At 66.2% G+C, this 15,364-nt stretch carries 16 protein-coding genes; 12 read left to right on the top strand and 4 right to left on the bottom strand.

Annotated elements, in window-relative coordinates; translation table 11 throughout:
- Positions 1 to 82: 82 nt before the first annotated feature.
- The 3 genes from KW843_RS04790 to KW843_RS04780 are packed head-to-tail and all read right to left on the bottom strand — an operon-like array spanning position 83 to position 2,797.
- Positions 83 to 697, bottom strand: a complete 615-nt coding sequence (locus KW843_RS04790) for a hypothetical protein (protein WP_218293938.1) — start codon at positions 695 to 697, stop codon at positions 83 to 85.
- Positions 698 to 729: 32 nt separating this feature from the next.
- Positions 730 to 1,797, bottom strand: coding sequence for a CoA ester lyase (locus KW843_RS04785; RefSeq protein ID WP_255594538.1), 1,068 nt, complete (start codon positions 1,795 to 1,797; stop codon positions 730 to 732).
- A 13-nt stretch (positions 1,798 to 1,810) separates the two neighbouring features.
- A complete protein-coding gene (locus KW843_RS04780) occupies positions 1,811 to 2,797 on the bottom strand; it encodes a malate dehydrogenase (protein WP_218293937.1) in 987 nt (328 codons plus the stop codon).
- Between the two features lie 214 nt (positions 2,798 to 3,011).
- On the opposite strand from KW843_RS04780, the gene KW843_RS04775 reads away from it, so the two are divergent.
- From KW843_RS04775 to KW843_RS04735, 9 genes are all read left to right on the top strand, one after another.
- Entirely contained in the window at positions 3,012 to 3,800 is a 789-nt protein-coding gene (locus KW843_RS04775) for a GntR family transcriptional regulator (protein WP_218293936.1), read from the top strand.
- Between the two features lie 134 nt (positions 3,801 to 3,934).
- A complete protein-coding gene (gene sdhC / locus KW843_RS04770; RefSeq protein ID WP_218293935.1) occupies positions 3,935 to 4,369 on the top strand; it encodes a succinate dehydrogenase, cytochrome b556 subunit in 435 nt (144 codons plus the stop codon).
- 65 nt (positions 4,370 to 4,434) lie between these two features.
- Positions 4,435 to 4,800, top strand: a complete 366-nt coding sequence (gene sdhD / locus KW843_RS04765) for a succinate dehydrogenase, hydrophobic membrane anchor protein (RefSeq protein WP_124515511.1) — start codon at positions 4,435 to 4,437, stop codon at positions 4,798 to 4,800.
- 25 nt (positions 4,801 to 4,825) lie between these two features.
- Complete coding sequence (gene sdhA, locus KW843_RS04760) at positions 4,826 to 6,634, top strand: succinate dehydrogenase flavoprotein subunit (protein ID WP_218293934.1); 1,809 nt, start codon at positions 4,826 to 4,828, stop codon at positions 6,632 to 6,634.
- Between the two features lie 25 nt (positions 6,635 to 6,659).
- Positions 6,660 to 7,364, top strand: a complete 705-nt coding sequence (locus KW843_RS04755; protein ID WP_218293933.1) for a succinate dehydrogenase iron-sulfur subunit — start codon at positions 6,660 to 6,662, stop codon at positions 7,362 to 7,364.
- 30 nt (positions 7,365 to 7,394) lie between these two features.
- Complete coding sequence (locus KW843_RS04750; protein WP_218293932.1) at positions 7,395 to 7,724, top strand: succinate dehydrogenase assembly factor 2; 330 nt, start codon at positions 7,395 to 7,397, stop codon at positions 7,722 to 7,724.
- 63 nt (positions 7,725 to 7,787) lie between these two features.
- Entirely contained in the window at positions 7,788 to 9,098 is a 1,311-nt protein-coding gene (locus tag KW843_RS04745) for a citrate synthase (RefSeq protein WP_218293931.1), read from the top strand.
- Positions 9,099 to 9,355: 257 nt separating this feature from the next.
- A complete protein-coding gene (locus KW843_RS04740) occupies positions 9,356 to 9,817 on the top strand; it encodes a MerR family transcriptional regulator (protein WP_218293930.1) in 462 nt (153 codons plus the stop codon).
- Positions 9,759 to 10,160 (top strand): carboxymuconolactone decarboxylase family protein, encoded by a 402-nt coding sequence (locus KW843_RS04735; RefSeq protein ID WP_218293929.1) that lies wholly within the window; start codon positions 9,759 to 9,761, stop codon positions 10,158 to 10,160. Before KW843_RS04740 ends, KW843_RS04735 begins: the two co-directional genes overlap by 59 nt.
- A 56-nt stretch (positions 10,161 to 10,216) precedes the next feature.
- Here the strand turns inward: KW843_RS04735 and KW843_RS04730 are convergent, their stop codons facing one another.
- Positions 10,217 to 11,227 carry a GlxA family transcriptional regulator gene (locus KW843_RS04730; protein ID WP_218293928.1) on the bottom strand — a complete coding sequence of 337 codons (1,011 nt, stop codon included), beginning with the start codon at positions 11,225 to 11,227 and terminating at the stop codon, positions 10,217 to 10,219.
- Between the two features lie 216 nt (positions 11,228 to 11,443).
- On the opposite strand from KW843_RS04730, the gene KW843_RS04725 reads away from it, so the two are divergent.
- From KW843_RS04725 to KW843_RS04715, 3 genes are all read left to right on the top strand, one after another.
- On the top strand, positions 11,444 to 12,565 hold the full coding sequence (locus KW843_RS04725) for an S-(hydroxymethyl)glutathione dehydrogenase/class III alcohol dehydrogenase (RefSeq protein WP_218293927.1): 1,122 nt from the start codon (positions 11,444 to 11,446) through the stop codon (positions 12,563 to 12,565).
- Between the two features lie 90 nt (positions 12,566 to 12,655).
- On the top strand, positions 12,656 to 13,522 hold the full coding sequence (gene fghA, locus KW843_RS04720) for an S-formylglutathione hydrolase (RefSeq protein ID WP_218293926.1): 867 nt from the start codon (positions 12,656 to 12,658) through the stop codon (positions 13,520 to 13,522).
- A gap of 34 nt (positions 13,523 to 13,556) precedes the next feature.
- A complete protein-coding gene (locus KW843_RS04715) occupies positions 13,557 to 15,323 on the top strand; it encodes a phosphoethanolamine transferase (RefSeq protein WP_218293925.1) in 1,767 nt (588 codons plus the stop codon).
- Positions 15,324 to 15,364: the final 41 nt, after the last annotated feature.

The following is a 15,364-nucleotide window of genomic DNA, read 5'->3' as shown; positions in this document are numbered from 1 at the left end:
TGGCGGCTCCCATGGCCGCCACGCCTGCACGCGCAATCGTGTTCGTCGTTCGTTCTTTGCAAAAGGCCTGCCAGGCCCGCGCTTATTTCAGGGGTTCCAGCACGCTCACGGGCGGGTTCTTCTTGATGGCCTCGGCCACCACCAGCTGCTGCGGGCTCATGCACTCATCGGCCAGGCGCTGGCCGAGCTTCTGGTTCATCAGCATGGACTTGTTGGCGATCTGCAGCCAGACCGCGCCGCCCTTCTGGTCTTCCAGGCGCACCGTGCCGGTGGTCGTGGCCACGGGCGACATGAAGTACTTGAAGCCCTTGCCTTCCACATGGAAGTGCCCTGGCGTGGCCGGGTCGGCCGTCACCGTGACGAATGCGCCCAGCTCGCAGGGAATGCGGCCCACGTGCACGCGGTCGGCGATGGCCAGCTCCTCGGGGGAAAGGGCCGCCTCTGCGGCGATGATGCCGGTGGCCACCTGGTTGGTGGCGCTCTTGAGCTGCGTGCGGCTGCTGGTCGCCTCGCTCTTGGCCACGGTGGCCTTCTTGGCGGGGGCCTTGTCCGCCGTCTTGGCGGTTTTCGCTTCGGACTTGGCGGCCGGCTTCGCGGCGGCCTTGGTCCCGGGCTTGGCCTCGGGCTTGGCCGGCGTTTGCGCCATCACGAAGGCTGGGGCCAGCAGCATGAGGGCGGAGGCGATGAAGGATTTCATGGAAGGTCCTGCGGGGAAGCAGTCAGGAATGTTCACGACGGAACGGAGGCCGGGGCGTCAAACCAATGGCGCACGGCGGGAGGAAGCGCACGCCCGGTGCGGTGGGCGCGCTCAAGGACTTGCCAGTAAAAACGGTAGCTGGCACGGTCATGCAAGGTATCGTCAAAACTGATTGGAGCCCAGTCGGAATCTGCGGCAGCAGCTATTATTTTTGCAGCAATTTCGATGTCATCCTGCTGCGGCGCAAATGCCTGCAGGATGGGACGTATCTGCGCCGGGTGGATGCTCCACATCCGGGTGTAGCCCAGCTCGCGCGCCGCCCGGCTGGCTGCGCCCTGCATGGCCGTGGTATCGGTGAATTCGGTCACCACGCAGTGCGACGGCACCTTGCCGTGCGCGTGGCAGGCCGCGGCAATCTCCAGCTTGGCGCGCACGACAAGCGGGTGCGAGAACTGCCCCGAGGAGGTCATGCCTGCCGCAGGGATCGCCCCTCCATGGGCGGACACAAAGTCCATGAGCCCGAAGCTCAGGCTCTGCACGCGCGGGTGGGCGGCAATCTCGAAGGCGCGATGGACCGCGGCGGGCGACTCGATCAGGACATGGATGGGCACCTGGGCGGCGGATGCCTGCTCCAGCGCCCGTTCCACCCGCAGGACATCGTCCACGGACTCCACCTTGGGCACCATGATGTGGCAGAGCCTGTGGCCCGCCGTGCCCGCAATCGTGGCGACATCGTTGGCGAATGCCGGGTGGTCCACCGCATGAACCCGGGCCGCCACGCGCGCCCCGTCCGCAGCGCCCAGGGCGAGGCTGGCGACCAGGCGGGCATGCTCGGCCTCCAGGCCGATCGGAGCGCCGTCCTCGCAATCGAGGGTCACGTCGAAGACGCAGGTGCCGAACTCTCGGGCCAGGTCGGCCTGCAGTTGCAGGCTCTTGCGCATGCGCGCTTCCACGCCGCTGTAGTGGTCGCAGACCGGCAGGAAGCCGGTCTGCGCCTGGGCGCCAAGCAGCACATCGCGCGGATGGGGCAGCGCAGCGCCCTGCCCCTGCGCAGGGACGGGGGCGGCCCGAAGGCCCGATGCCTGTGGCGTCGGCTGCATGGTGGGCCCTGGTTTACAGCAGGTGCTTCACGCCGTCCTGCTCGCCTTGCAGTTCGGCCAGGGTCTTGTCGATGCGTTCTTGCGAGAAGGCGTCGATCTCCAGGCCTTCAACGATCTTGTACTCGCCGTTTTCGCAGGTGACGGGGAAGCCGAACATGGTGTCCTTGGGGATGCCGTACTGGCCGTCCGAGGGGATGCCCATGGTGACCCACTTGCCGTTGGTGCCCAGGGCCCAGTCGCGCATGTGGTCGATGGCGGCGTTGGCGGCCGAGGCAGCCGACGACAGGCCGCGCGCTTCGATGATGGCGGCGCCGCGCTTGCCCACGGTGGGCAGGAAGGTGTTGGCGTTCCATTCCTGGTCGTTGATCATCTTGGCGACGCTTTCGCCGTTGATGGTGGCGAAACGGTAGTCGGCGTACATCGTGGGCGAGTGGTTGCCCCAGACGGTCAGCTTCTCGATGTCAGCCACTGCCTTGCCCGTCTTGGCGGCGATCTGGCTGGCGGCGCGGTTGTGGTCCAGGCGCAGCATGGCGGTGAAGTTCTTGCGCGGCAGGTCAGGTGCCGACTTCATGGCGATGTAGGCGTTGGTGTTGGCGGGGTTGCCGACGACCAGCACCTTCACGTTGCGCGAGGCCACGGCGTTCAGGGCCTTGCCCTGGGCCGTGAAGATGGCGCCGTTGACGGCCAGCAACTCGGCACGCTCCATGCCGGGGCCGCGAGGGCGCGAACCCACCAGCAGGGCGTAGTCGGCGTCCTTGAAGGCGGTCATGGGGTCGCTGTGGGCGGTCATTTCCACCAGCAGCGGGAATGCGCAGTCGTCCAGTTCCATCATCACGCCCTTGAGCGCCTTCTGGGGACCTTCGACAGGGACTTCGAGCAATTGCAGGATGACCGGCTGGTCCTTGCCCAGCATTTCGCCGGAGGCGATACGGAACAGCAGTGCGTAACCGATTTGACCAGCGGCACCGGTGACGGCTACGCGAACAGGCTTCTTGCTCATGGTGAAAACTCCAGGGAAGTGAGGAAAACAGGTGTGTGTGCAACGCAAGCACCAGCGCCTGTTACCAGCAGCCCGTGCCCCGCAAAACAGCCTTGGAGTGTACCGCCGATTGGGCACCCCGGTCAATTTGTCTTATGTCTTATATAAGATATGATTGAAGGCTGGAACAAGCTCGCACACCCCCCGTGCGCAGCGCGCCATTTTTCTGATCGCCATGTCCTCGCTTCCGCTTAACGCCGACACCCCTGCACAGCCTTCGGCGGGCGCAGGCTCTGCCACGCCCGCGTTCAGCCCCCTGTACCAGCAGATCAAGGGTCTCATCCTGCAAAGCCTTCAGCAGGGTGAATGGAAGCCCGGCGAGTCCATCCCGAGCGAGATGGACCTGGCCGCGCGCTTTCGGGTCAGCCAGGGCACGGTGCGCAAGGCCATCGACGAGCTGGCGGCCGAAAACCTCGTGATGCGCCGCCAGGGCAAGGGCACTTTCGTGGCCACCCATGCCGAGCAGCATGTGCAATACCGCTTCCTGAAGCTCATGCCCGACACAGGCGATGCCCGCGTGGAAGGCCGCGCCCAGCGCCAGGTGGTGGACTGCCGGCGCGTGCGCGCCAGCGCGGACGTGGCGCGGGCGCTGGCCCTGCGCAGCGCCGACCCGGTGATCCAGGCCCGCCGGATCCTGTCGTTTGCGGGCGTCCCCACCATCCTGGAGGACATCTGGCTGCCGGGCCAGGCTTTCAAAGGGCTGACGACTGACCAGCTCGCCAGCTACCAGGGGCCCACCTACGCGATGTTCGAGCTCGACTTTGGCGTGCGCATGGTGCGCGCCGAGGAGAAAATACGCGCCGTGCTGCCCGACGCCGACCAGGCGGCCATGCTGCAGATCCCGCAGGCCACGCCGCTGCTGAGCGTGGAGCGCATCGCCTACACCTACAACGACGTTCCCATGGAGTTACGGCGGGGCCTCTACCTCACCGACACCCACCACTACCGTAACGAACTGAGCTGACACCACCCTGGCACCTGAGCGGAAACGTCGAACATTCCACCTGCGACAAACCCATGCTTGTTGCGTTGCAATAGAATTTTGCGTTCTTTGCATCTTCAAATTACAAAGCAGTTACATCCACGAAAGCACACAACATGACAGAACTCGCCAAGAAACGGCCTGAATTCCGCAACATCAATGCCTTCAAGGACCTGACCACCTACCGCATGACGCCTGCAGCGTGGGTTTCGATCCTGCACCGCGGCAGCGGGCTGATCATGTTCCTGCTGCTGCCTTTCATCATCTGGATGTTCGACACCTCGGTGTCGTCCGAAATCTCGTTCGCCAAATTCACCTCGGCGTTCAGCATCGGCATCGGCTTCGTGCCCGGCTGGTTCATCAAACTGGTGGCCCTGGCCCTGATCTGGTCGTACCTGCACCATTTCACCGCCGGCCTGCGCCACCTGTGGATGGATGTGAGCCACAGCGCGGTGAACAAGGAATTCGGCAAGACCTCGGCCCTGACCGTGCTCGCGATCAGCATCGCCCTGGCCCTGGTGCTGGGCGCCAAGCTCTTCGGCCTGTACTGATCGATCAACCCATGAAACGGTGGCTGCTGCCAAGCAGTGCCCGCCGAAAACGATAGGAAATCTCCATGTCCGTCAATTACGGTTCCAAGCGCGTCGTCGTCGGCGCCCACTATGGCCTGCGCGACTGGCTCAGCCAGCGCGTCACGGCGGTCCTGATGGCCCTGTTCACCCTGGCCCTGCTGGCCCAGGTCATCTTCTCCAAGGGCCCCATCGGCTACGACAAGTGGGCCGGCATCTTCTCGGCCCAGTGGATGAAGGTGCTGACCTTCTCCGTGATCATTGCGCTGGCCTGGCACGCGTGGATCGGCCTGCGTGAAGTCCTGATGGACTACATCAAGCCCGTGGGCCTGCGCCTGGCGCTGCAGGTGTTCAGCATCGTCTGGCTGGTCGGCTGTGCTGGCTGGGGTATCCAGGTTCTGTGGCGTCTCTGAATCCCCCGACTGAAGGCAAAAAATAATGAGCTACACCAACGCTAACATCACCAAGCGCAAGTTCGACGTCGTCATCGTCGGCGCAGGCGGCTCCGGCATGCGTGCCGCGCTTGAACTCTCCCGCGCAGGCCTGAACGTGGCCTCGCTGTCCAAGGTGTTCCCCACCCGTTCGCACACCGTGGCGGCACAGGGCGGCGTGAGCGCCTCGCTGGGCAACATGTCCGAGGACAACTGGCACTACCACTTCTACGACACCATCAAGGGCTCCGACTGGCTGGGCGACCAGGACGCCATCGAGTTCATGTGCCGCGAAGCCCCCAAGGTGGTGTACGAGCTGGAACACTTCGGCATGCCATTCGACCGCAACCCCGACGGCACGATCTACCAGCGCCCCTTCGGCGGCCACACGGCCAACTACGGTGAAAAGCCCGTGCAGCGCGCCTGCGCCGCCGCTGACCGCACCGGCCACGCCATGCTGCACACGCTGTACCAGCAGAACGTGAAGGCCAAGACCAATTTCTTCGTGGAATGGATGGCCCTGGACCTGATCCGCGACGCCGACGGCGACGTGGTGGGCGTGACCGCCCTGGAAATGGAAACCGGCGACCTGTACATCCTGGAAGCCAAGACCGTGCTGCTGGCCACCGGCGGTGCGGGCCGCATCTTCGCCGCCTCGACCAATGCCTTCATCAACACCGGTGACGGCCTGGGCATGGCGGCACGCGCCGGCATCGCGCTGCAGGACATGGAGTTCTGGCAGTTCCACCCCACCGGCGTGGCCGGCGCCGGCGTGCTGCTGACCGAAGGCTGCCGCGGCGAAGGCGCCATCCTGCTCAACAGCAATGGCGAGCGCTTCATGGAGCGCTACGCGCCCACCCTGAAGGACCTGGCCCCACGCGACTTCGTGTCCCGCTCGATGGACCAGGAAATCAAGGAAGGCCGTGGCTGCGGTCCCAACAAGGACTACGTGCTGCTCAAGCTCGACCACCTGGGCGCGGACACCATCCACAAGCGCCTGCCATCGGTGTACGAGATCGGCGTCAACTTCGCCAACGTGGACATCACCAAGGAGCCGATCCCCGTGGTGCCCACCATCCACTACCAGATGGGTGGCGTGCCCACCAACATCAACGGCCAGGTGGTGCGCCAGGCCAATGGCATCCACAACGAAGTGGTCAATGGCCTGTACGCCGTGGGCGAATGCGCCTGCGTGTCGGTGCACGGCGCCAACCGCCTGGGCACCAACTCGCTGCTGGACCTGCTGGTGTTCGGCAAGGCCGCCGGCCGCCACATCGTCGAGTTCAACAACAAGAACAAGGAACACAAGCCCCTGCCCAAGGATGCGGCCGACCGCACGCTGGAGCGCCTGAACCAGCTCGACCAATCGAACGAAGGCATCTACGCGCAGAACCTGGCGGGCGACATCCGCGCCACCATGCAGCAGCATGCCGGCGTGTTCCGCACCCAGGTCAGCATGGACGAAGGCGTCAAGAAGATCGCCGAGATCCGCAGCCGCGTCGGCAGCGTGACCCTGAAGGACAAGTCCAAGGTGTTCAACACCGCGCGCATCGAAGCGCTGGAAGTGGACAACCTGATCGAAGTGGCGCAGGCCACGATGGTCTCGGCAGCGGCCCGCAAGGAATGCCGTGGCGCCCACACCGTGTACGACTACGAGCACCCTGCCGACCACGCAGAGTTCCCGCTGGGCCGCAACGACAAGGAGTGGATGAAACACACCCTGTGGTACAGCGAAGGCAGCCGCCTCGACTACAAGCCGGTCAACCTCAAGCCCCTGACGGTGGACAGCGTGCCCCCCAAGGTCCGTACGTTCTAAACAGTAGCCCCACGAGAGAAGAAACATGCAAAAGCGCACATTCCAAATCTACCGCTACGACCCGGACAAGGACGCCAAGCCCTACATGCAGACCATCGAGATCGAACTCGATGGCCACGAACGCATGCTGCTCGACGCACTGGTCAAGCTCAAGGAACAGGATCCCTCCCTGTCGTTCCGCCGCTCGTGCCGCGAAGGCGTCTGCGGCTCGGATGCCATGAACATCAATGGCAAGAACGGCCTGGCCTGCCTGACCAACATGAACACGCTCAAGGGCACCATCGTCCTGAAGCCTTTGGCGGGCCTGCCCGTGATCCGCGACCTGATCGTGGACATGACGCAGTTCTTCAAGCAGTACAACTCGATCAAGCCCTACCTGATCAACGAAGAACTGGCCCCCGACCGCGAGCGCCTGCAGTCGCCTGAAGAGCGCGAAGAGCTCAACGGCCTGTACGAGTGCATCCTGTGCGCCAGCTGCTCCACGAGCTGCCCCAGCTTCTGGTGGAACCCCGACAAGTTCGTGGGACCCGCCGGCCTGCTGCAGGCCTACCGCTTCATCGCCGACAGCCGCGACGACGCGACCGGCGAGCGCCTGGACAACCTGGAAGACCCGTACCGCCTGTTCCGCTGCCACACCATCATGAATTGCGTGGACGTGTGCCCCAAGGGCCTGAACCCCACGAAGGCCATCGGCAAGATCAAGGAACTGATGGTGCGCCGCGCCATCTGACCTGGCAACGCCCCTCCCAGACGCCAGTCCATGGAAATCCTGTCCACTCCATCCATCGCGCCAGCAGCGGGCTCGCCGCTGCTGGACGAGCGCGAATTGAGCAAGCTGCACTGGCGCTGCCGGCGCGGCCTGCTTGAAAACGACTTGTTCATCGAACAGTTCTTTGCCCGCTACGAGCCCACGCTCACCCAGCGCAATGCGCAGGGCCTGCGCGCGCTCATGGACCTGGCGGACAACGACCTGCTGGACCTGCTGCTGCGGCGGCGCGAGCCGCAGGGCGAACAAGACACAGAAGAAGCGCGCGAAGTGCTCGGCATGCTGAGACAAAGCGGTGGCGCGACGACGGCTTTCCACGCCTGACGCGGCCAAGGTGCATGCCCCAAGACCGGATCATTATCGGCAACCTACCCAAGGAAAGTAACAATGAAGCTAGCTGACAACAAAGCCACCCTGTCCTTCAGCAACGGCAGCCCCAGCGTGGACCTGCCGGTCTACCAGGGCAGCATCGGCCCGGATGTCATCGACATCCGCAAGCTGTATGCGCAGACGGGCATGTTCACCTATGACCCGGGCTTCCTGTCGACGGCAGCGACCCAGTCGGCCATCACGTACATCGATGGCGACAAGGGCGAACTGCTGTACCGCGGCTACCCCATTGAGCAGCTGGCCCAGAACTGCGACTTCCTGGAAACCTGCCACCTGCTGCTGTACGGTGACCTGCCCAACGAAGCGCAGAAGACCGACTTCACCAGCCGCGTGACCAACCACACCATGGTCAACGAGCAGATGCAGTTCTTCCTGCGTGGCTTCCGCCGCGACGCGCACCCCATGGCGGTGCTGACCGGCCTGGTGGGCGCCCTGTCGGCCTTCTACCACGACAGCACGGACATCAACAATCCGCAGCACCGTGAGATCGCCGCCATCCGCCTGATCGCCAAGATGCCCACGCTGGTGGCCATGGCCTACAAGTACGGCATGGGCCAGCCCTACATGTACCCGCAGAACAACCTCTCCTACGCAGGCAACTTCCTGCGCATGATGTTCGGCACGCCCTGCGAAGAGTACAAGGTCAACCCCGTGCTGGAACGCGCGCTGGACCGCATCTTCATCCTGCACGCAGACCACGAGCAGAACGCCTCGACCTCGACCGTGCGCCTGTGCGGCTCGTCGGGCACCAACCCGTTCGCGGCCATCGCCGCCGGCGTGGCATGCCTCTGGGGCCCCGCCCACGGCGGCGCCAACGAAGCCGCGCTGAACATGCTGTACGACATCCAGGCCCAGGGCGGCGTGGAAAAGATCGGCGAGTTCATCAAGCAGGTCAAGGACAAGAACTCCGGCGTCAAGCTCATGGGTTTTGGCCACCGCGTGTACAAGAACTACGACCCGCGCGCCAAGCTCATGCAAGAGACTTGCAATGAAGTGCTGGCCGAGCTGGGCCTGGAAAAAGACCCGCTGTTCAAGCTGGCCAAGGAACTGGAAAAGATCGCCCTGGAAGACGACTACTTCGTGCAGCGCAAGCTCTACCCGAACGTGGACTTCTACTCCGGCATCGTGCAGCGCGCGATCGGCATCCCCGTGAACCTGTTCACCGGCATCTTCGCGCTGGCCCGCACCGTGGGCTGGATCGCCCAGCTCAACGAAATGATCGGCGACCCCGAGTACAAGATCGGCCGCCCCCGCCAGCTGTTCACCGGCTCCGAACGCCGCGACGTACCGCCCCTGTCCAAGCGCTGATCGGCCGCGCGCCAGCCGTCCACGGCTGGCTGGCTGGCTGGCGGCGCGGCGCTCCCTGGGGCGCCAATCTGCGACAACCTCCCCAAGCCCGCCATTGGCGGGCTTTTTCTTTGCCTGTGCGCAAACGCCGGGGCCGCCCCTCGCGGCCCAGGCCCCAGGCCCTGCGCCCCGCCGCATGGCGCGCGGGCCCCTCCTGCGCACCTCGGCGCAAGATGCCCCTTGACTTGGAGTGCACTCGAACTTTTAGGATCGCTTTCATGGAATCCCACCTCACCATCAACGATGTCGTACGGCGCACGGGTTTGACGGCGCACACCCTGCGCTACTACGAGCGCGCGGGGCTGATCGCACCAGTGGCCCGCGCGGCGGGCGGCCAGCGCCGCTATGCGGCAGCGGACATGGAGTGGATAGGGTTCCTGCTGCGCCTGCGCGAGACCCGCATGCCCATCGGGCAGATGCAGGCCTTCGCCAGGCTTCGCGGCGAAGGGGATGCCACGGTGCCGCAACGGCGCGCGATGCTGCAAGCGCACCTGAACGACGTGCAGGCCGCCATCGCGGCAATGCAGCAGTCGGCCCAGGTGCTGCAGGCCAAGATCGCGCACTACCGGGCGGTCGAGGTTTCCCTGGACACCGCATCCACCCCTGATGAAAGCCCCCTCCATGCACCACCGCACACGCTACGAACAAGGGCTGGCCAAACTCCGCGAAATCGACGGTGAGGCTGGCGAACAGGTCATCGACAGCCTCGCCGGCATCGCACCGGACTTTGCCCGCTACCTGATCGAGTTTCCCTTCGGCGACATCTATTCACGCCCCGGCCTGGACCTCAGAAGCCGCGAGATCGCCGTCGTCGCGGCGCTCACCGCCATGGGCAACGCCGCGCCGCAGCTCAAGGTGCACCTGCAGGCGGCGCTGAACGTGGGCGTCACGCGCGAAGAAATCGTCGAGGTCATCATGCAGATGGCGGTGTACGCCGGCTTTCCCGCGGCGCTCAACGGGCTGGCGGCCGCGCGCGAGGTTTTCGCGGCACCGCCGCGCAGCACGGCGCAGGCTGCTGCATGAGCGTGGGCCACGCCGGATGCGGGCGTGCTACGGCGGGGCTGCCCGTCCGGCGGCCACTAGCCGCCCGCCCTGCTGAACCGCTCCCGGTACGCCAGCGGCGTGATCCCCAGGTGGCGCACGAACAGATGCCGCAAGGCCTGCTCCGAACCCATGCCCATGCGCGCGGCCACGGTCTTGAGCGGCAGCCCAGCCTGCGACTCGAGCAGGCGCCGCGCTCCTTCCAGCCGCGCGGACTCCACGAAGGCCGAGGGGGTCTGCCCCGTCTCCTGCGTGAACACGCGCCGGAAATGCCGCTCGCTCATCGCCGCGCGTGCCGCCAGGGCCGCCAGCGGCATGGGCTCCGCAAGATGCTCCAGCACCCAGTTCTGCACCGCCTGGATGTCGCGGTGGCCCGTGCCCTGGCTGGCCAGCTGCACGCTGAACTGCGACTGCCCGCCGGGGCGCTTGAGGTACATGACGAGGTCGCGCGCCACCTCCAGCGCCAGGGCGTGGCCAAAATCCTCTTCCACCAGCGCCAGGGCCAGGTCGATGCCCGCGGTGACGCCGGCCGAGGTCCACAGGGGGCCATCGCGCACGTAGATGGCGTCCGGGTCCACCTCGATGGCCGGATAGCGCTGGCGCAGCAGGGCCGCCACGCTCCAGTGCGTCGCGGCGCGCCGGCCGTCGAGCAGGCCGGCGGCGGCCAGGAAGAAGCTGCCCGAGCACAGGGCGATCATGCGGTCCACGCGCGGGGCCACGCTTGCCGCCCAGGCCACGAGTTCGGGAGAGGCCGCCAGCACCTGCTCGATATTGCGCGACCCCACGAGGATCACGGTGCAACCCGCGCCGCCCTGCTCCAGTTCGGCCAGGGTGTGGGTGGCATTCAGCGCCATCAAGGTGTCCGATGGCACCGCGCCCGCCTGCGCGGCCACCACGCGCACCGCGTAGCCGTCGGGCCGGCCATGCTGGCGCAGGTGCACGTTGGCATAGTCGAACACGGACATGGGGCCCACGGCCTCCAGCGCCTTGAAGCCGGGGTAGACCACGAGGTCGACGCGGTGCGGGCTGTTGGCGTGGTGGTGGTCCATGGGGTCGGTCGGCAGAGCGGAAATGAAAGGCGCCCGACTATACGGGAGGCAATGTCCGGCTGCCGCCCATGCCGTCGAATCCGGCCATAACCCCAGGATCTGCGGCCACGGGCTCCACCAGGCCCTGCACATGGCCTACAGTCATGCGGTCCCCCTGCGCGCTGCCGGCCAAAGAGCCTCGCCGCCGCCCTTCCCCGACCAACCCGTTGACCCACCATGACCCTCAAATCCAAAGCCGCCGTGGCCTTCAAGGCCGGAGAACCCCTGCAGATCGTCGAGATCGACGTGGCCCCGCCCCAGAAGGGCGAAGTGCTCATCCGCATCACCGACACCGGCGTGTGCCATACCGACGCCTTCACCCTGAGCGGTGACGACCCCGAGGGCCTGTTCCCCGTGGTGCTGGGCCATGAAGGCGCTGGCATCGTGGTGGAAGTGGGCGAAGGCGTGACCAGCGTGAAGCCCGGCGACCACGTGATCCCGCTCTACACCGCCGAATGTGGCGAGTGCCTGTTCTGCAAGAGCGGCAAGACCAACCTGTGCGTGAGCGTGCGCGCCACGCAGGGCAAGGGCGTGATGCCCGACGGCACCACGCGTTTCAGCTACAACGGCCAGCCCATCTATCACTACATGGGCTGCAGCACCTTCAGCGAATACACCGTGGTGGCCGAGGTGTCGCTCGCCAAGATCCACCCCGACGCCAACCCCGAGCAGGTCTGCCTGCTGGGCTGCGGCGTGACCACCGGCCTGGGCGCGGTGAAGAACACGGCCAAGGTGCAGGAAGGCGACACGGTGGCGGTGTTCGGCCTGGGCGGCATTGGACTGGCGGTGATCCAGGGCGCCAAGCTGGCCAAGGCCGGGCGCATCATCGCCATCGACACCAACCCCTCCAAGTTCGACCTGGCCCGCACCTTCGGCGCCACCGACTGCATCAACCCCAAGGACTTCGACAAGCCGATCCAGCAGGTCATCGTCGAGATGACCACCTGGGGCGTGGACCATTCGTTCGAGTGCATCGGCAACGTGAACGTGATGCGCGCGGCGCTCGAATGCGCGCACCGCGGCTGGGGCCAGAGCGTCATCATCGGCGTGGCGGGCGCGGGGCAGGAGATCTCCACCCGCCCCTTCCAGCTCGTCACCGGCCGCAAGTGGCTGGGCACGGCGTTTGGCGGCGTGAAGGGCCGCAGCGAGCTGCCCGGCATGGTGGAAGACGCGATGGCCGGCAAGATCCAGCTAGCGCCCTTCGTGACGCACACCATGGGCCTCAAGGACATCAACGAAGCCTTCGACCTGATGCACGAGGGCAAGTCCATCCGCTCCGTGGTCAAGTATGCCGCCTGAGCCTGCCCCGCAGGCGATCAATCAAGGTAAAAACAGCCCCCAGCGCTTTTCCTTCATGCGCTGCGAGCTATCAATTTTGAAGCAATCCACATGACCACCTCCCTGGACCTGCTCGGCAGCCACGCCTGCTTTGGCGGCGAGCAGCGCTTCTACCAGCACGCCTCTGCCGAGATCGGCCTGCCGATGAAGTTCTCGGTCTTCCTGCCGCCGCAGGCGCGGCAGCGCCCTGTGCCCGCCATGCTGTACCTGGCGGGGCTGACCTGCACGGAAGAAACCTTCATGGTCAAGGCCGGTGCCCAGCGCCTGGCAGCCGAGCTGGGCCTGGCGCTGGTCGCGCCCGACACCAGCCCACGCGGTGCCAACGTGCCGGGCGAGGCCGAGAGCTGGGACTTCGGCGTGGGCGCGGGCTTCTACCTGGACGCCACGGCCGCGCCCTGGGCGCGCCACTGGCGCATGGAAAGCTACCTGATGAAGGAACTGCTGCCGCAGGTGGCGGCGCAACTGCCCATCGATGGCGAGCGCCTGGGCATCTGCGGCCACTCCATGGGCGGCCATGGCGCGCTCACGCTGGCGCTGCGCCACCCGGGGCGGTTCAAGAGCCTTTCGGCCTTTGCGCCGATCTGCGCGCCCACGCAGTGCCCCTGGGGCGAGAAGGCCTTCACGGGCTACCTGGGGCCAGACCGCACGGGCTGGATCGAGCACGACGCCACGGTGCTGGTGCAGCACCAGCCGGTGGCGCCCTACCCGGCCGGCATATTGATCGACCAGGGCCTGGCCGACAAGTTCTTGCCCACGCAGTTGCACCCGCATCTGTTCGAGGAGGCGTGCCAGGCCGTCGGCCAGCCGCTCACCCTGCGGCGCCACGAAGGCTACGACCACGGCTACTACTTCATCCAGAGCTTCATGGCCGACCACCTGAGGCACCACGCCAGGACCCTGCAGGCCCCCGGACGTTAATGCGGCCTTAAGTCTCGGGCGCCACAGTGCGCCCATGCCTTTGATCCTGCAGCGCCTGCTGCTTTCCCATGCAGCCACGGGCGCCGGGCCCCGGTCTCCAGCCCCAGCTTCCTCCGCACCCGCACCGCGCCACCTGCACCCCGCGTGGGTGGTGGTGCTCATCAGCGCCTGGCTGGCCACGGCCTGCAACGTGCCGCTGTGGCGCGAGGTGGCCGAGCTGCCCGGCCACGGCAGCGCGCGCGGCTGGGCCTTTGCCGTGGCGTTCGTGGTCATCGTGGCCGCCGGCAACGCGGCCCTGCTGAGCCTCCTGGCCTGGCGGGGCACGCTCAAGCCCGCGGCAGTGGTGCTGGTGGTGATGGCAGCCTTCGGGGCCTACTTCATGCTCGCCTACGGCATCGCCATCGATGCCAGCATGCTCGTGAACGTGCTGCAGACCGATGCCCACGAGGCGGGCGACCTGCTCGGCTGGCGCATGGCGGGCACCGTGCTGGCGCTGGCGGTACCGCCGCTGGCGTGGCTCTACCGCACTCCGGTGCAGCGCCTGGGCGGCCTGCGGCACGCGGCCCACAACGGCGCGCTCTTGCTCGGAGCCATCGCGGTCATCGTGGTGTGCCTGCTGATGGTGTTCCAGGACTTCGCATCCACCATGCGCAACCACACCAAGCTGCGCTATCTCATCAACCCGCTCAACAGCGTGTACGCGCTGGGCAACATCGCCACCAGGCCCTTGCGCATCGACACCAGCAAACTGCTGCCGCTGGGGCGCGATGCCAGGCTGGGCGCAAGCTATGCGGGGCAGAAACAACCGCCCCTGCTGGTGCTGGTGCTGGGCGAAACCGGCCGCAGCGGCAACTTCGGGCTCAACGGCTATGGCCGTGGCACCACGCCGCTTCTTTCGGCCCGCACCGACCTCGTGAGCGCCCGCAACGCGTGGTCCTGCGGCACCAGCACCGCCGCGTCGGTGCCCTGCATGTTCTCGCACCTGGGGCGCACCGGCTACGAGGCGCGCGCAGCCAATTTCGAGAGCCTCGTCGATGTGCTGCACCACGCCGGGCTGGCCGTGCTCTGGGTGGACAACCAGTCGGGCTGCAAGGGGGTGTGCGACCGCCTGGGCGACACCAACACGTCGGCACTGCAGGACCCCGCGCTGTGCCCCACCCGGGGCGAATGCCTGGACCGCATCATGCTCAAGGACCTGGACGCCCGCATTGCCGCGCTGCCCGCCGAGCAGCGCCAGCGCGGGACCGTGGTGGTCCTGCACCAGATCGGCAGCCATGGGCCCGCCTACTCCAAGCGCTCGTCACCCGAGCACAAGAAATTCCTGCCCGAATGCACCTCCACGGCGCTGCAGGAATGCGAACGCCAGCAGGTGGTGAACGCCTACGACAACAGCATCGTGGAAACCGACTTTTTCCTCGACTCAGTGCTCAAATGGCTTTCCACGCGCTCCGAACAAGCGCAGACAGCTATGGTTTATGTAGCAGACCATGGTGAATCACTGGGCGAGAACAACCTCTACCTGCACGGCCTGCCCTACGCCATCGCGCCCGACGTGCAAAAGCACGTGCCCTGGATCACCTGGCTCTCGCCCGCCATGCAATCGCGCACGGGTGCGGCCACGGGCTGCCTGCAGCAGGACCTGGCCGAACGGCGCATCACGCACGACAACTACTTTCACTCCGTACTCGGCCTCCTGGACGTGACGACGGGGGCCTACAACCCGGACTTGGACATGTTCACCGCCTGTCGCCACCAGGCACAGGCGATGGCCGCGCCCCCCGGCGGCAGCCGCAGGCTGTGACGGCGAGCAAGCCGGACTTGTGCGTTCCGGCCAGCTCCGGC

The organism is Acidovorax sp. sif1233 (assembly GCF_019218755.1).
GTDB lineage: Bacteria > Pseudomonadota > Gammaproteobacteria > Burkholderiales > Burkholderiaceae_C > Acidovorax.
Note: the sequence above shows the minus strand (reverse complement) of the source record. Positions and strands in the feature narration are given on the sequence as shown.

Bases quoted from the DNA above. Each gene is read 5' to 3' on its own strand.
- KW843_RS04790 (WP_218293938.1), bottom strand. From the start codon at position 697: ATGAAATCCTTCATCGCCTCCGCCCTCATGCTGCTGGCCCCAGCCTTC.
- KW843_RS04785 (WP_255594538.1), bottom strand. From the start codon at position 1,797: ATGCAGCCGACGCCACAGGCATCGGGCCTTCGGGCCGCCCCCGTCCCT.
- KW843_RS04780 (WP_218293937.1), bottom strand. From the start codon at position 2,797: ATGAGCAAGAAGCCTGTTCGCGTAGCCGTCACCGGTGCCGCTGGTCAA.
- KW843_RS04775 (WP_218293936.1), top strand. From the start codon at position 3,012: ATGTCCTCGCTTCCGCTTAACGCCGACACCCCTGCACAGCCTTCGGCG.
- sdhC (WP_218293935.1), top strand. From the start codon at position 3,935: ATGACAGAACTCGCCAAGAAACGGCCTGAATTCCGCAACATCAATGCC.
- sdhD (WP_124515511.1), top strand. From the start codon at position 4,435: ATGTCCGTCAATTACGGTTCCAAGCGCGTCGTCGTCGGCGCCCACTAT.
- sdhA (WP_218293934.1), top strand. From the start codon at position 4,826: ATGAGCTACACCAACGCTAACATCACCAAGCGCAAGTTCGACGTCGTC.
- KW843_RS04755 (WP_218293933.1), top strand. From the start codon at position 6,660: ATGCAAAAGCGCACATTCCAAATCTACCGCTACGACCCGGACAAGGAC.
- KW843_RS04750 (WP_218293932.1), top strand. From the start codon at position 7,395: ATGGAAATCCTGTCCACTCCATCCATCGCGCCAGCAGCGGGCTCGCCG.
- KW843_RS04745 (WP_218293931.1), top strand. From the start codon at position 7,788: ATGAAGCTAGCTGACAACAAAGCCACCCTGTCCTTCAGCAACGGCAGC.
- KW843_RS04740 (WP_218293930.1), top strand. From the start codon at position 9,356: ATGGAATCCCACCTCACCATCAACGATGTCGTACGGCGCACGGGTTTG.
- KW843_RS04735 (WP_218293929.1), top strand. From the start codon at position 9,759: ATGCACCACCGCACACGCTACGAACAAGGGCTGGCCAAACTCCGCGAA.
- KW843_RS04730 (WP_218293928.1), bottom strand. From the start codon at position 11,227: ATGGACCACCACCACGCCAACAGCCCGCACCGCGTCGACCTCGTGGTC.
- KW843_RS04725 (WP_218293927.1), top strand. From the start codon at position 11,444: ATGACCCTCAAATCCAAAGCCGCCGTGGCCTTCAAGGCCGGAGAACCC.
- fghA (WP_218293926.1), top strand. From the start codon at position 12,656: ATGACCACCTCCCTGGACCTGCTCGGCAGCCACGCCTGCTTTGGCGGC.
- KW843_RS04715 (WP_218293925.1), top strand. From the start codon at position 13,557: ATGCCTTTGATCCTGCAGCGCCTGCTGCTTTCCCATGCAGCCACGGGC.